Annotated in this window: 12 protein-coding genes; 4 read left to right on the forward strand and 8 right to left on the reverse strand. The window is 75.0% G+C overall.

Annotated elements, in window-relative coordinates:
• Positions 1 to 96: 96 nt before the first annotated feature.
• Both ACGF5T_RS18235 and ACGF5T_RS18240 read right to left on the reverse strand, forming a co-directional pair.
• Positions 97 to 579: a DUF456 domain-containing protein gene (locus ACGF5T_RS18235; RefSeq protein WP_361009478.1), complete on the reverse strand. Its 483-nt coding sequence runs from the start codon at positions 577 to 579 to the stop codon at positions 97 to 99.
• A 61-nt stretch (positions 580 to 640) separates the two neighbouring features.
• Entirely contained in the window at positions 641 to 1,624 is a 984-nt protein-coding gene (locus ACGF5T_RS18240) for a helix-turn-helix domain-containing protein (RefSeq protein ID WP_356607339.1), read from the reverse strand.
• 290 nt (positions 1,625 to 1,914) lie between these two features.
• Here ACGF5T_RS18240 and ACGF5T_RS18245 point away from each other — a divergent pair, with 290 nt between their 5' ends.
• From ACGF5T_RS18245 to ACGF5T_RS18255, 3 genes are all read left to right on the forward strand, one after another.
• Positions 1,915 to 3,867 carry a protein phosphatase 2C domain-containing protein gene (locus ACGF5T_RS18245; RefSeq protein WP_366766419.1) on the forward strand — a complete coding sequence of 651 codons (1,953 nt, stop codon included), beginning with the start codon at positions 1,915 to 1,917 and terminating at the stop codon, positions 3,865 to 3,867.
• 28 nt (positions 3,868 to 3,895) lie between these two features.
• Positions 3,896 to 5,638 carry a pyruvate dehydrogenase gene (locus ACGF5T_RS18250; RefSeq protein WP_356607335.1) on the forward strand — a complete coding sequence of 581 codons (1,743 nt, stop codon included), beginning with the start codon at positions 3,896 to 3,898 and terminating at the stop codon, positions 5,636 to 5,638.
• Between the two features lie 140 nt (positions 5,639 to 5,778).
• Positions 5,779 to 6,186: an ATP-binding protein gene (locus ACGF5T_RS18255; RefSeq protein ID WP_356607333.1), complete on the forward strand. Its 408-nt coding sequence runs from the start codon at positions 5,779 to 5,781 to the stop codon at positions 6,184 to 6,186.
• Between the two features lie 36 nt (positions 6,187 to 6,222).
• Here ACGF5T_RS18255 and ACGF5T_RS18260 read toward each other — a convergent pair whose 3' ends face one another.
• Both ACGF5T_RS18260 and ACGF5T_RS18265 read right to left on the reverse strand, forming a co-directional pair.
• The gene (locus ACGF5T_RS18260) at positions 6,223 to 7,275 is read right to left on the reverse strand and encodes a DUF2637 domain-containing protein (RefSeq protein WP_356607331.1); all 1,053 of its coding nucleotides are present in this window, start codon (positions 7,273 to 7,275) and stop codon (positions 6,223 to 6,225) included.
• A gap of 280 nt (positions 7,276 to 7,555) precedes the next feature.
• Positions 7,556 to 8,401 carry a (2Fe-2S)-binding protein gene (locus ACGF5T_RS18265; RefSeq protein ID WP_361009487.1) on the reverse strand — a complete coding sequence of 282 codons (846 nt, stop codon included), beginning with the start codon at positions 8,399 to 8,401 and terminating at the stop codon, positions 7,556 to 7,558.
• A gap of 167 nt (positions 8,402 to 8,568) precedes the next feature.
• On the opposite strand from ACGF5T_RS18265, the gene ACGF5T_RS18270 reads away from it, so the two are divergent.
• Positions 8,569 to 9,402: a GntR family transcriptional regulator gene (locus ACGF5T_RS18270; protein ID WP_361009491.1), complete on the forward strand. Its 834-nt coding sequence runs from the start codon at positions 8,569 to 8,571 to the stop codon at positions 9,400 to 9,402.
• Here the strand turns inward: ACGF5T_RS18270 and secD are convergent.
• From secD to ACGF5T_RS18290, 4 genes are all read right to left on the reverse strand, one after another.
• Positions 9,399 to 11,696 (reverse strand): protein translocase subunit SecD, encoded by a 2,298-nt coding sequence (secD, locus tag ACGF5T_RS18275; protein WP_392888572.1) that lies wholly within the window; start codon positions 11,694 to 11,696, stop codon positions 9,399 to 9,401. The two genes, ACGF5T_RS18270 and secD, sit on opposite strands and share 4 nt — an antisense overlap.
• A 161-nt stretch (positions 11,697 to 11,857) precedes the next feature.
• On the reverse strand, positions 11,858 to 12,277 hold the full coding sequence (locus ACGF5T_RS18280; protein ID WP_366766417.1) for a hypothetical protein: 420 nt from the start codon (positions 12,275 to 12,277) through the stop codon (positions 11,858 to 11,860).
• 126 nt (positions 12,278 to 12,403) lie between these two features.
• Positions 12,404 to 13,180, reverse strand: coding sequence for a response regulator transcription factor (locus tag ACGF5T_RS18285; RefSeq protein WP_366766416.1), 777 nt, complete (start codon positions 13,178 to 13,180; stop codon positions 12,404 to 12,406).
• 2 nt (positions 13,181 to 13,182) lie between these two features.
• On the reverse strand, positions 13,183 to 14,136 hold the full coding sequence (locus tag ACGF5T_RS18290) for a sensor histidine kinase (RefSeq protein WP_356607581.1): 954 nt from the start codon (positions 14,134 to 14,136) through the stop codon (positions 13,183 to 13,185).
• Positions 14,137 to 14,287: the final 151 nt, after the last annotated feature.

Consider the following 14,287-nt stretch of genomic DNA (forward strand, 5'->3'; position numbering starts at 1 on the left):
GTCGCAATCCACACCGAACCCGGAAGGCCCTCACCCGTTCAAGATCCCTCAGCCGAGACCTGGCTCACCTGTCCACAACCTCCCCGGACAGAACAGCTAGCCGGACAGCACCGCGCCCAGCCACGCCCCGGTGATTAGGAGGCAGGCGAAGAGTTCCGTCAGCACCGCGCTGCCGCCCGAGCGCATCGCGGTCCGCAGGGCCGCCCTCGCCTCCCCGTGCCGGCCGAGCCGGATCCGCTCGGCGAGGTAGATGCCGCCCAGGAAGCCGGGGATCGCGCCGAGCACCGGCAGCAGCACGAAGCCGAGGAAGGCGCCCGCGCCCGCGTACGCCGTGAGCCGGCGGGTGGCGTCGTCCGCGCGCAGCCGCCGGGAGGGCAGCGCCCAGCGCACCGCCTGGGACAGGAGCAGGACGACCGTGGCGCCGACCAGCACGGCCCACGTGAGCGGCCGCGGATCCTTCAGCGCCCACCACAGGACCCCGGCCCACACGAGCCACGACCCGGGCATGCCGGGGAACAGCACGCCGCACAGCCCGAGCAGAATGACCAGGCCGGACAGCAGGAGGTCCCACGCTCCCATCTGTCCAGGGTGCCGGACTCGCGCCCGGCCCGCAGATGTCGTGCGCGGCGGCCGGGCCGGCTCAGCGCTCGCGGGCCACCCAGTCCCGCTCGTAGGCGTGCCAGCCCAGCTGGAGGCGGGTGGTGACCCCGGTCAGCTCCATGAGGCGCTTCACCCGGCGCTGCACGGTCCGCAGGCCCAGGTCGAGCTGCTTGGCGACGCTCGCGTCGGTCAGGCCGGCCAGCAGCAGGGAGAGGATCTCCAGGTCGGTGCCGTCGGGCGCCTCCGGGCCGTGCTCGGTCACGCCGGACGCGCCCAGCCGCAGCGGGAGGGCGTCCTGCCAGATCGACTCGAAGAGGCCCGAGAGCAGTTCCAGCAGGCCGCTGGCGTGCACGACCAGCGCGGCCGGCTCCGAGGAGTGGGCGGTGAGCGGGACCAGGGCGAGGGCCCGGTCGGCGACCACCAGCTTGGTCGGCACCCGGTCCACCACCCGGACCTGCTCGTCGCGGCCCAGCGCGGCGGTCAGTTCCGTGATGCCGGTGGGCAGGTCCAGCACCGCACGCTCGACCACCACCCGGTAGCGGACCCCGCGTCCGGTGGCCTGCTCCTCGGCGTCGTTCTCCATGCCGGTGACGGCGACCGGATTGCCGGTGACCAGCGCGCACACCTCCTCGTTCGCTCCCAGCTGGAGCTGGAGGAAGCGCTGGGCGACCGCGGCGGCGCCGGTCACCACCTCCACCAGGTCGTGCACCGCGGGCTCGGACGCCGCCGCCCGGTACTCCTCGGCCAGCAGGGCCGCCGCCAGCTCCGCCTTCTCCAGCTCGTGCCGCTGCTGGGTGAGCAGCGCACCCAGCGCCACGCCGGGAGGCGCGGCGACCCAGCGGCCGGGCCGGGCCGAGGACTGGGCGGCGAGCCCGGTCTGCTCCAGCCGGCGCAGCGCGCGCTCCGTGTCCTGCTCGCCGAGCGCCAGCCGGCGGGCCAGATCGGGCACGTCGGCCGCCCCGAGGGCCACCAGCGCCCGGTACGCCGACTCGTGTGCGTCCTTGAGCCCCAACACTCCCAGCATCAGGTGCCGTCCCTCCCCGAGAACCGCTCCACCACCACCTGCGCGGAGCCCGTCCGTGGCGGGAAACGGCCACGGCGCAAACCCGCCTCCGGACATCATCGCCGTACGACGGGTCACTCTGCCAAGGTGACGTCGTCGGGCGGTTCTCCCGTGGGGGGTGGGACCGCCCGGCCACGTTCGCCCGCAACCCCGTTCGACGCGTCCCCCGAAACGCGTCCGGCGCGTGCGGGTACGCCGGATTTTCCGGATGCCCCGTTCTCCTACGGCTCCCTCGGTGGACAATCGGGAGCATGAGTCAGCAGGGGGGAAGGCCCACCGGTCATGACGACTGGTGGACGCAGCTGTACGACGACTCCACCGACGACACCGGTCCCACGGTCGCGCCCGATTCCCTGGACGACCGGTTCGCCTCGGCGGCGGGGACGGTGTCCCGCGGGCCGGACCGGGAGCAGGACGAGGACCAGGACCAGGACCAGGGCCGGGACCTGGACCACGGCATACGGGACGGGGCGGAGCCGCCACCGCGGGCGGACCGCACTCCGCCCCCGGCGCCCGCCCCGCCCACGGCCGGCATCCCCGGTCAGCCGTCGGCCGGTGTCCCCTGGCAGGCCGCGACCGGCACCCCCGGGCCGGCCGAGGACCGGCCTCCCTGGTGGGCCGCGGGTGCGTCTCCCGCCGTCCCCGGCCCCCGTACGCCGGGCCCGCCGCAGCCCGACGACACCCCGCGCGGCGGCGACACCCCGCGCGGCGGCGGCGCGCCGGACCGTCCCGGTCCGCCCCCGCAGCGGGCCCCGTGGGAACCGCCGCCCGCCGCACCCGCCGCACCCGCCGGTCCCGTGAGCTTCCCGCCCGGATCTCCGGGGCCCGGGGGTGCCGGCCCCCGGGCGGGACAGTCCGCCGGCCGGGACCCCGCGGCCGACCCGCCACCCGCCCCCGCACCGACGGCACCCCCCGCGCCCGCCGCACCCCCCGCGCCCCCGGACCCGCCGGTGCCCCCCGTGCCGCCGGAGCGGCCCGCACCGCCCGCGCCCGCCGGACCCCCGCGGCCGGCCGGCCCTCGTGGGCGTACGACCTCGGGGAGCGGCGCCGCCGATCTCAGGGAGCCCGCCGCGGACGTGCCGGCCGCCCCGCCTCCCGCCGGCGGGTCCCCGCCCCCGCCTCCGTCCCGGACCACCCCGGACCTCCCCCCGCTCCCGCCCCCGTTCCTCCCCTCGCCGGCCCCGCCCGCCGGGGACGGCGGGGGGCCCGGGTCCTTTGCGCGGGACTACGTCGGCTCCCGGCCGCCCACCTACGACGCCGAACCCACCGCGCTGCCGGCCGCCGAACCCGACGGGCTCGACGGGCTGGTGGCGGACACCGTGCTGGACGGCGCCCGGTACGGGACCTGCACGCTGCGGGCCGTCTCCGTGCGGGGCGACTCCGCGCGCTACCGGGGCGACCCGCGCCGCGACGCGCTGCTCGTCGCCCGTTTCGGCGCGGGGGAGCAGGCGCTGGTCCTGGTGGCGATGGCGACCGGCGCCCGTGCGACGGCCGGGGCGCACCTCGCGGCCGCCGACGCGTGCCGGTGGATCGGCCAAGCCGTGGGCCGCAGCCACGCACGGCTCGCCGAGGACCTGCGGGCCGGCCGGCGCGGCGACCTGAAGTCCGGCCTGCACCGCCTCACCGACCGCAGCCTCGGACGGCTCCGCGCCTCCGCCGCCGAACAGGGCCTGGCCCCCGAGGAGTACGCGGCCACCCTGCGCTGCCTGCTGCTGCCCGCCGACCCCGAGTGCCGGACCAGGGTGTTCTTCGGCGTCGGCCCGGGCGGGCTGCTGCGGCTGCGGGGCGGTGCCTGGCAGGACGTGGAGCCCCAGGGCGGCGACGTCACGGGCGAGCCCGTCCTGGGCTACGGCTCCCCCAGGGGCGGGTCGGCGGGCGGGGCGGCGAGCGAGACGCCCGAGGGCGACCGGCTCACCATGGACCTCGGCGTCACGACACCGCCGGGCCCGACGCCGGAACCGTACGCCGGACCCCGCAGGCCCTTCCGCTTCCGCGCCTCCGTAGCCCGCCCGGGTGATGTGCTCCTGATGAGCACCGCCGGTCTCGCCGAGCCGCTGCTGAGCGAACCGGAGCTGGGCCGGCACCTCGCGCGGCGGTGGTCGGGCCGTACCCCGCCCGGCCTCGCGGAGTTCCTCGCCGACGCCGGTGTCCGGGTCAAGGGGTACGCCGACGACCGCACGGCCGCCGCCGTATGGGAGGCGTGAGACCGCTCGCTGTGCCATACGTAGAGCCATGGCCAAACAGAACGTCGCGGAACAGTTCGTCGACATCCTCACCCGCGCCGGAGTCGAACGCCTCTACGGAGTCGTCGGCGACAGCCTCAACCCGGTCGTGGACGCCGTGCGCCGCCACCCCGGCATCGAGTGGGTGCACGTCCGGCACGAGGAGACCGCCGCCTTCGCCGCCGGGGCGGAGGCACAGGTCACCGGGAAGCTGACCGCGTGCGCCGGCTCCTGCGGCCCCGGCAACCTCCACCTCATCAACGGCCTCTACGACGCCCACCGGTCCATGGCGCCCGTCCTCGCCCTCGCCTCGCAGATCCCGTCCAGCGAGATCGGCCTCGGGTTCTTCCAGGAGACCCACCCCGACCAGCTCTTCCGGGAGTGCAGCCACTACAGCGAGCTGATCTCCAGCCCGAAGCAGATGCCGAGGCTGCTCCAGACCGCCATCCAGCACGCGGTGGGCCAGGGCGGCGTCAGCGTCGTCTCTCTCCCCGGCGACATCGCGGACGAGCCCGCCCCGGAGAAGGCCGCCGAGAGTGCCCTGGTCACCTCCCGGCCCACGGTCCGCCCCGGCGACGAGGAGATCGACCGGCTGGTGCGGATGATCGACGACGCCGACAAGGTCACCCTGTTCTGCGGCGCCGGCACGGCGGGCGCGCACGCCGAGGTGATGGAGTTCGCCGGGAGGATCAAGTCCCCGGTGGGGCACGCCCTGCGCGGCAAGGAGTGGATCCAGTACGACAACCCGTTCGACGTGGGGATGAGCGGGCTGCTGGGCTACGGCGCGGCCTACGAGGCCACCCACGAGTGCGACCTGCTGATCCTGCTCGGCACGGACTTCCCGTACAACGCCTTCCTGCCCGACGACGTCCAGATCGCCCAGATCGACGTCCGGCCGGAACATCTGGGCCGGCGTTCCCGGCTGGACCTCGCGGTGTGGGGCGACGCGAAGGAGACCCTGCGCTGTCTGATCCCGAGGGTGAAGGAGAAGAAGAGCCGCCGCTTCCTCGACCGGATGCTGAAGAAGCACGCGGACGCGCTGGAGGGCGTGGTCAAGGCCTACACCCGCAAGGTCGACAAGCACGTCCCGATCCACCCCGAATACGTGGCCGCCGTGCTGGACGAGGTCGCCGACGACGACGCGGTGTTCACCGTCGACACCGGTATGTGCAACGTCTGGGCCGCCCGCTACATCTCGCCCAACGGCCGCCGCCGCATCATCGGTTCCTTCTCGCACGGCTCGATGGCGAACGCGCTGCCGATGGCGATCGGCGCCCAGTTCACCGACCGGCGGCGGCAGGTCGTCTCGATGTCCGGCGACGGCGGCTTCACCATGCTGATGGGCGACTTCCTCACCCTCGTGCAGCACGACCTGCCGGTGAAGGTGGTCCTCTTCGACAACTCCTCGCTCGGCATGGTCGAGTTGGAGATGCTGGTCGCGGGCCTGCCCTCGCACGGCGTCGCCAACACCAACCCGGACTTCGCCGCCGTCGCCGAGGCGTGCGGGGCCTTCGGGGTGCGGGTGGAGAAGCCGAAGGAGCTGGCCGGGGCGCTGAAGGCCGCGTTCAAGCACAAGGGACCGGCTCTCGTCGACGTCGTCACCGACCCCAACGCCCTGTCCATCCCGCCGAAGATCAGCGCAGACATGGTCACCGGCTTCGCCCTGTCCGCGTCGAAGATCGTGCTGGACGGCGGGGTCGGGCGGATGCTCCAGATGGCCCGCTCGAACCTGCGGAACGTGCCCCGGCCCTGACCCCGGCCCGTCCCGCCCCTGGACAGAACGAACGGTCGTTGAGGATTCGACATGACTGGCCGGGGTTCGAACGGGCAAGGCTTCCCCCGTGAGGTTGTTCGAAGAGGAGGGGAAGCGACATCAGTACGCGGACGGGGGACATGGAGAGGGAGACGACGCCACAGCTCAGCCGACGGCTCGGGCGGGCGGACCTGCGGGCGGTGCCCGAGAGCCGGCGGGCCCTGCGTGAGCTGCTGCGGCACTGGGGCGGACCCGGACGGTCGGAGATCGCGGAACTGCTCACCACCGAACTGGTCACCAACGCGCTGGTCCACACCGACGAAGGGGCCGTGCTGACCGCCACGGTCGGGCCGCGCGCGCTGCGGGTCGAGGTGCGGGACTTCGTCGCCCGGCCGCCCCGGCCCCGCTCTCCCGACCCGGAGGAGAGCACCAACGGCAGAGGGCTGGTCCTGGTGGAGTCCCTGGCCGACGACTGGGGCGTGCGGCCGTGCGGGGCGGGCGAGCCGGGCAAGTCGGTCTGGTTCGAGCTGGACGCCGAGGCCGCCTGAGGCGCCGGAGACCGGGCGCCCCAGGCGGCAGGACGGCTAACCGAACTGCTGCTCCAGGTCCTTGAGCTTGCGCTCCAGGGAGTCCAGGCGCGGCAGGGCCTGGGTGTCGTCCTCCGCGGTGAGGTCGACGGTCACCGGGTCAGTCGCGCCGCGGACGGGCTGCAAGGAGGGCCGCTGGCGTACGGGCAGGGAGTCCGGGGTCGCTATGGCAGGCTCCGCGGTGGCCCGTTCGGCACCTCGCTCGACCTGCTGCACCTCGACCTCGACCTGCCGGCCGCCACGGCCGGGGAAGCCCCGGTGGCCGTGCCCCCGGCTGATCGCCTTGAGCTGCGCCCGCTCCAGGCGCTCCTGCTCACGCCGCCGCTGCTTGGCCTCCTCCTTGCGGCGCCGGTCGTCGCGCACCTCGTCGACCGCCTCGTCGAGGCTGCGCACGCCCTCCAGGAGCATCAGCGACCAGGCGCGGTACGTCTCCCTGGGGGCCCGCAGCCAGCGGACCATGCGGATCTGCGGCAGCGGACGCGGCACGAGGCCCTGCTCGCGCAGTGCGGCCCGCCGGGTCTGCTTCAGCGCCCGGTCGAAGAGCACCGCCGCCGACAGGGACATGCCCGCGAAGAAGTGCGGGGCACCCGCGTGACCGAGGCCGCGGGGCGCGTGCACCCAGTTGAACCACGCGGCCGCGAAGGCGAAGGTCCACACGAGTATGCGGGAGCCGAGCGCCGCGTCACCGTGGCTGGCCTCGCGCACCGCGAGGACGGAGCAGAACATCGCCGCGCCGTCGAGGCCGAACGGGACCAGGTACTGCCAGCCGCCGGTCAGGCCGAGGTTCTGCTCGCCGAAGCCGACCAGACCGTGGAAGGAGAGCGCCGCGGCGACCGCGGCGCAGCAGAAGAGCAGGACATAGGAGAAGGTGCCGTAGAGGGCCTCCTTGCGCCTGCGGCGCTCCTCCATGCGCTCCCACGAGTCGTCCGCGCCCGCGTCCTTCCCCGTGGAACGCTTGCCGCGCGCGAGCACCGCCACCGCCGCCAGCATGCCCAGGAGCAGCACGGCGCCCGGAAGCAGCCAGTTCAGCGATATGTCGGTCAATCTCATCTGGGGTCCCTTGCATTGGGATAGGGCGTAACGCCCGCCATGGTGGCCCAAACCCAGCGGCCCTCAGGGGGGTTTCGGGGCAAGAGGCCGCCAAGAGGGTGCGAGGGAGTGCCCCGGGCGGCGATCTGCTCGAACTGCCGCATGAGGGGCGGGAGTTGAGTTCGAATAAGATAACCCGTACGAGTGGTTCCGTGGAAACTTCTCGCGCTGCGCCCGGGAGTTGTGGAGCGACCTCGATGATCTTAAGGGACCGCCGCGGGTGGGTGCGCCGGGCGGCGGTTCACACCGCCGCGGCGAGCAGCTTGCCGACGCGGTCCGCGTCGCAGGTGCGCGGGCAGGTGGCGCAGGTGTCCTCGGGGCGCAGCGTGTAGAACATGCAGCAGCTCGCCCGGTCCCGGGTGTGCAGCGACTCGCCGTCCGGCCCCGTCAGTTCCCGGAACGCGGCGTCGCCCACGTACGGCTTGGTCGCGCCCGGCAGCAGCAGTTCCAGTTCGCGCCGTGCCCGCTCCTGCTCGCCGAGCAGGTGGGCGACGTACCACAGGCCCTCCACGACCTCGTCGGTCGCCATGCCCCACAGGGCGCGTCCGCGCCGCCGCATCCGCGGTCCGAAAGCCGCCAGCACCGGCTCCAGGTGCTCCGCGACGGAGGCCCGCACCTCGGCCCGCAGCGCCTCCTCGTCCGCGACCACGCGGGCGCCGGGCAGCGCGGCGGCCGGATCGCCCGGCAGACAGGCGAAGCCGGCGGACCGCACGGCCATGCGGCCGAGGGGCAGGCCGGCGGTGGAGCGGTCGTAGGCGACCCGGTCCGCGGGGTAGCGGGGCACCCGGCGGTGCAGGAACCACGGCACGGTGATCAGCAGACAGGCCGGCCACGCGTACCGGTGCAGGCCGAAGCTCGCGACCACGTCGGGCCGGGCCCGCTGCCCGTAGTCCCGCAGCACCTGGGCGTCGTCCCAGGCGAGGAACGCGTCCAGCTCCGCCCCGCCCGCGGCGAGCGAGCCGGCCGGGACCCAGCCGTCCCCGCGCGGGACCTCGTCGGCCCCGTCCAGCTCGGTGATGCCCAGTCCCGGGAGGACCTCGGCCAGGCGTGCGTAGGCGTCCGTGGTGGCCGAGCGGGTGACAGGCATGCGGGACCACCGATCCACGTCGGAGAACGGGCTGCTTTGAGGTAAGCCTTACCTTATCGAAAATACGCGGGATTTGAACTGGGGGCCGGGGCGCTTAGGGTGCTTGACGGACCGGCGACAACCCGCCGTAATGACCCCAAGTACCGACACGTCCCGCAGGAGGACCCGTGAAGCCGAGCGCGCAGGGGCTCCCAGGGACGGGGACCGGGCGGGCCCGCGGTGCCGAGCGGGCCGGCGCGACCGGAGCCGCCGGACCGGCCGGCGTCCCGGCGCAGCCCGGCGCCGCGACCGGGAACCGGGCTCCGGGGGACGCGGGCCCCGCCGGGGGCGTACGCGGCGAGCACACGCACGGCGAACCTCCCGCGCCGCGCCCGCGCGTCCTCGTGCAGCGCTCCTCCGTCCGCGGCCAGGTCCTCGACGCCCTGCGCACCGCGCTGGTGGCCGGCGAGCTGCGCCCCGGCGAGGTCTACTCGGCACCCGCGCTCGGCGAGCGGTTCGGCGTCTCGGCCACGCCCGTGCGCGAGGCCATGCAGCAGCTCGCCCTGGAGGGCGCCGTCGAGGTCGTCCCCAACCGCGGCTTTCGCGTCCTCGAACGCGGCGACCGGGAGCTGGCCGAACTCGCCGAGGTCCGGGCGCTGATCGAGGTCCCCGTGATGCTGCGGCTGGCCCGCACGGTCCCCGCCGAACGCTGGGCGGAGTTGCGGCCCCTCGCCGAGGCAACCGTGCGGGCCGCGTCGTCCGGCTGCCCGGCGACCTACGCCGAGGCCGACCGCGCCTTCCACCGCGCGGTGCTCGCGCTGGCCGGCAACGACCAGCTCGTCCGGATCGCCGGTGACCTGCACCGCCGCGCCCAGTGGCCGCCGGCCGGCGTCCCCGCGGTACGGGGGCGGGCCGACCTGATCGCCGACGCGCACGAACACACGGCGCTGCTGGACGCGCTGATCGCCGGCGACCTGGACGTGGTGCGGAGCCTGGTGGGGGAGCACTTCGCCGGCGCTTAGGAGACCTCCTGCCGCCGGGGACGGGGGGCTCCCGGTTCCTTCGCGGTGCGGTCCGCCCGCCCGGCCCGGCGAGGGGCGCCGGTCCCGGTGGCCCGGCCGTGCAGCGCGACGGCGAGCGGGGCCGCGGTGAACACCGACGAGTACGTGCCCACCACCACGCCGATCAGCAGGGCCAGGGCGAAGTCGGTGAGCGAGCCCTCGGCGAGCACCGCGAGGGCGGCCAGGATCAGCACCGCGCCCGTGCCCGTGTTGACCGTGCGCGGCAGCGTCTGGAGGATCGCCCGGTCGGTGAGCCGGGCGAAGGGCGTCCCGCGGTCCTTCCCGAGCAGTTCCCGGACGCGGTCGAAGAGCACGACCGAGTCGTTGACCGAGTAGCCGATGACCGTCAGCAGCGCGGCCAGGAACACGCCGTCGATCGGCTTGCCGAGCCAGGCGAACACACCCACCAGGACGACGACGTCGTGCGCGAGCGCTCCGACGGCGGCCGTGCCGAACAGCAGCCGGAAACGGGCGGCGAGGTAGAGGAGCTGGGCGCCGAGGGCGAGGCCGAGCGCGATGAGGGCGTCCCGGCGCAGTTCCTCGCCGAGGCTGGGCCCGATCAGCTCGTCGCGGACCTTCTCGGTCTCGCCGCCGAGCGCGCCGACGGCCCCGGTGACGGCCGCCGCCTCGTCGTCGGTCAGCTCCTCGGTGCGCACGGTGAGGCCGTGGTCCCCGGAGGACTGGACGACCGCGCGCGGGAAGCCCGCGTCGGCGAGGGCCGTCCGCGCCCGTTCGGGGTCGACCTCGGTGGCGGTGGAGTACTCGATCAGCCGTCCGCCGGTGAACTCGATGCCGAAGTCCAGCCCGCGGGCCAGGATGCCCGAGCCGGCCAGCACCAGCACGATCCCGGAGGCGGCCAGCCAGCGGCGGGGGCGGCGCATCAGGGCCGGGTCGCGGCGCAGCAGGGCGTCACGGACCGGGCCGGTGCTCGCGATGCCGGTGACGCGGGGACGGCGGGAGACGGACGGGCGGCTCGCGGCGAACTCGGTGAGCACCCGGGTGATCACCAGGGCGCTGACCATGGAGGCGAGGACGCCGATGCCCAGGGTGACGCCGAAGCCCTTCACCGGGCCGGAGGCCAGGAAGAACAGCAGGGCGGCGGCGATGAGCGTGGTGATGTTGGAGTCGGCGATCGCGCTGAACGCGCTGCGGAACCCGGCCGTCAGCGCCGAGCGCGTACTGGGCCGGCTCCTGGCGGCCTGCTCCTCGCGGGCACGTTCGAACACCAGGACGTTGGCGTCCACCGCCATGCCGATCGCCAGGACGAAACCCGCCAGCCCCGGCAGGGTCAGGGTCGCGCCGATCGCGGCCAGGGCGGCGTAGGAGATGAGGCCGTAGCAGAGCAGGGCGAGCGCCGCGAGGGCGCCCATGAGGCGGTAGACGACGACGATGAACAGCGCGGTCAGCGCGGTGCCGATGACGGCGGCCCAGGCGCCGGCCGAGATCGCCTCGTCGCCCAGCGTGGCCCCGATCGTGCGCTGCTCCACCGTCTCCACCGGCACGGGGAGGGCACCGCCCTCGACGAGCAGGGCGAGTTCGCGGGCCTCGGCGTCGTCGAAGGACCCGGTGATCAGGGTGGAGCCGCCGGAGATGCCCGCCCCGCAGGCCACCGACGGGTCGACCTGCGGCGAGGAGATGATCTTGTCGTCGAGCACGATGGCGACCCGGCGCCGGTCGTCACCGGCCGGGTGGCAGGCCGCCTCGCCGGTCACCCGGGCCCACCGGTCGGCGCCCGCGTCCTCGAAGTCCACGGTGACGTGCCACCCCGCGCCGCCCTGCTGGTCGAAGCGGGCGTCGGCGCCCTCGACGTCCCGCCCGGTCAGGGCGGCCGCCTCGAGCCGGAGGGGCCGGCCGGACTCGTCGGGCAGCACGCGCTCGCCGGGCCGGTCGGACCGGGGCTTCCCGGCTTCCTCGGCCGGGCCGTGGACCGGGTGGACGGTGAGCTGTGCGGTGCGGCCCAGCACGTCGGCCGCCTTCTTCGGGTCCTGGACACCCGGCAGCTCGACGACGACGCGGTGGTCACCGGAGCGGACGATGGTCGGTTCGGCGACGCCGAGCGCGTCGATGCGGCCGCGCAGCACCTCCACCGTGCGGTCGGTGGCCTCGGCGTCCGCGACGACGGTGGGGGTGGAGCGGGTCTCCAGCACGATCTGGGTGCCGCCGCGCAGATCGAGCCCGAGGCGGACCGGCGTGGTGAGGGCGATGCCGAGGGCCGCGGCCAGCACGGCCAGGGCGATCAGCGCACGGATGCGCAGACCGCCGGACCGGGAGCGGGACCGCGACCGGCGCGGGGAACCTGGGGACAGGGGGATACGGGAGCGCTGCAACGGAGACCTCCGGCGGGCACGCCGCGGCAGCGGCCTGCGCGGCCGCGACGGAAGGGGAAGGTGACGGGAGTACGCGGTGCGTACGGTGCTCAGGTGCCGGAGGGGGCGGGAGGTGCCCGGCCGTGGTCGTGATGCGTGCGGCCGGGGGAGAGGGTCACGGCGCCTGACCCGGCGGGGGTACGCCCGCCGGCGGCGGGGACGGCGCCCACGGAGCGCGGGGCGGTGGCGGGGCGGTCGGGGGGTGCCGGGCGCTCACCGAGGTGGTCGTGGCGTGCCCTGGCCCGGTCGAGGCAGGGCGCGGCGCCGCCGTCGTCGGCGTGCTGGTCGGTCTGCGGGTGAGGGAGAGCGGCGGTCGTCGCCGCGTGGGCCGGGAGCGCCCCCGCGACCGCGGCGCCCGTGCCGGTCGCGGGCCCGGCCGGGACCAGGGCCAGCAGGAGGGCCAGCAGCGGGGCGAGCGCGACCGCGAGCCGGGGAGCCCTCACGGGGGCGGTGCGACCTGCGGGGCGCATGCACCGTCCCCTTTCGTCAGGGTGTCAGGGCGTCAGGGCGTTCGGGCGTTCGGGCGGCCGGGCGGAGAGGAGCCCGGGGCTCCGGCCCGGGAGTGGGTGGCCGGAGCCCCGGGCGGTCCGGGGACGTCAGGGTTCGATGAGGCCGGCGCGGATGGCGTACCGGGTCAGTTCCAGACGGTCGCGCAGGCCGAGCTTCTGCAGCAGGTTCGCCCGGTGCCGCTGGACGGTCTTGACGCTGATGAAGAGGATCTCGGCGATCTCCTTGGAGGAGTGGCCCTCGGCGACGAGCTTGAGGACCTCCTCCTCCCGGGGCGTGAGGATGTGGTCGGCGCTCTCCTCGCCGTGCCGGACCCGGTCGAGGTAGTTGCGGATCAGGGCGGTCACCGCCCCCGGGTAGAGGAACGGCTCGTCGCGCATCGCGGCCCGGCAGGCGGCGACCAGATCGCGGTCGGCGACGGACTTCAGGACGTATCCGCAGGCCCCCGACTTCAGCGCCTGGAACAGGTACTGCTCGTTGTCGTGCATCGTCAGCATGAGGATGCGCAGCCCGGGTTTCAGCGCGGCCAGCTCGCGGGCGGCCTGGAGACCGGTCAGCCGCGGCATCGCGATGTCCAGGACCGCCAGGTCCACGGCGTTCGCCCGCGCCTTCTCGATGGCCTCCGCGCCGTCCCCGGCCTCCGCCACCACCTCCAGGTCCGGTTCCCGGTCGAGGATCAGCCGGACACCGCGGCGCACCAGGGCGTGGTCGTCGGCGAGCAGGATGCGGATCCTCGCCGGGCCGGACGCGGGCGCCGCGGACCCGGCGGAGGCGGACGCCGCGGACGCGGGTGCCGCGGGGGACGCCGTGGGCCGGGCGGACGGCTCGGGAAGGGAACGGTCGGGCAGGGACGACGGGTCGGACATGGTCAGGGCTGCTTCCTGGGGACGGGTGCGGTGAGCCGGACGCGGGTGCCGGCGCCGGGAGCCGAGGTGATGTCGAGGGCGGCCCCGACGAGCAGGGCCCGTTCGCGCATGCCGCGGATACCGGCGCCCTCGCACGGCGCCTCGATGCCGCGGCCGTCGTCGGCGACGGTGAGCGTCACGGCGCCCTCGGCCCGGGCGAGGCCCACCTCCAGCCGGCGGGCGTCCGCGTGGCGGGCGGCGTTGGTCAGGCTCTCCTGCGCCACGCGGTAGAGGACCAGCTCGGTCTCGTGGTCCAGTGCGGGCAGGTCGGCGTCGAACCGGCGGACCACCCGCAGACCCGTGTGGGTCGCGAAGTCGTGGGTGAGCGAGGACAGCGCGCTGATCAGACCGAGATCGTCCAGCACCCCGGGACGCAGCCGGCGCACCAGGCGGCGGACCTCGTCCAGGCTCTCCCTGGTGATCTCCTGCGCCTGCTGGAGCTCCGAGCGCAACGGTTCGTCGGCGTCGTCCGCGGACCGCCCGAGGACCAGCAGGATGGCGGTCATGCTCTGCCCGACCTCGTCGTGCAGCTCCTGGGCGATGCGGCGCCGCTCCGCCTCCTGGGCGAGCAGGACGCGGGCACTGCTCGTGGCCCGCTCGTGCTCCAGCCGGTCCAGCATGGCGTTGAAGGTGCGGATCAGCTCGGGGACCTCGCCGCCGCCGGACACCGGGAGCCGCTGGCCCGGGCGGAGCAGGTCGACCGTGGTCATCAGCCTCGTCAGCCGGTCCAGCGGTGCCAGGCCCCAGCGCAGCAGGGCGCCGTTGGCGACCAGCATGACGCCGAGCCCGCCCACCAGGATGACGGCCTCGGTCAGCAGGACCGGCACGGAGACGGTCACCGGAGCCCACAGCAGCAGGGCCGTGGCGAAGCCCAGCACCACCGCGTTGAGCCCGAAGATCCGCCAGAACAGGGACACCGGGGAGTACGCCTCCTTCTGCGACGCGACGACTGGTACGCCTCCACTGTCGGCCATCGCGCACCCTCGGCGGCGGCAGCCGCGGCCCAGGTCGCGACCGAGCAAGCGACCAGCGTGCCCCGCCGCACGCCACCGGGTCGATGGGGGCCGA

The sequence above is a fragment of the Streptomyces sp. NPDC047853 genome (assembly GCF_043204535.1).
Lineage (GTDB): Bacteria > Actinomycetota > Actinomycetes > Streptomycetales > Streptomycetaceae > Streptomyces.

Coding starts and splice junctions, on each gene's coding strand:
- ACGF5T_RS18235 (WP_361009478.1), bottom strand. CDS start 579: ATGGGAGCGTGGGACCTCCTGCTGTCCGGCCTGGTCATTCTGCTCGGG.
- ACGF5T_RS18240 (WP_356607339.1), bottom strand. CDS start 1,624: ATGCTGGGAGTGTTGGGGCTCAAGGACGCACACGAGTCGGCGTACCGG.
- ACGF5T_RS18245 (WP_366766419.1), top strand. CDS start 1,915: ATGAGTCAGCAGGGGGGAAGGCCCACCGGTCATGACGACTGGTGGACG.
- ACGF5T_RS18250 (WP_356607335.1), top strand. CDS start 3,896: ATGGCCAAACAGAACGTCGCGGAACAGTTCGTCGACATCCTCACCCGC.
- ACGF5T_RS18255 (WP_356607333.1), top strand. CDS start 5,779: ATGGAGAGGGAGACGACGCCACAGCTCAGCCGACGGCTCGGGCGGGCG.
- ACGF5T_RS18260 (WP_356607331.1), bottom strand. CDS start 7,275: ATGAGATTGACCGACATATCGCTGAACTGGCTGCTTCCGGGCGCCGTG.
- ACGF5T_RS18265 (WP_361009487.1), bottom strand. CDS start 8,401: ATGCCTGTCACCCGCTCGGCCACCACGGACGCCTACGCACGCCTGGCC.
- ACGF5T_RS18280 (WP_366766417.1), bottom strand. CDS start 12,277: ATGCGCCCCGCAGGTCGCACCGCCCCCGTGAGGGCTCCCCGGCTCGCG.
- ACGF5T_RS18285 (WP_366766416.1), bottom strand. CDS start 13,180: ATGTCCGACCCGTCGTCCCTGCCCGACCGTTCCCTTCCCGAGCCGTCC.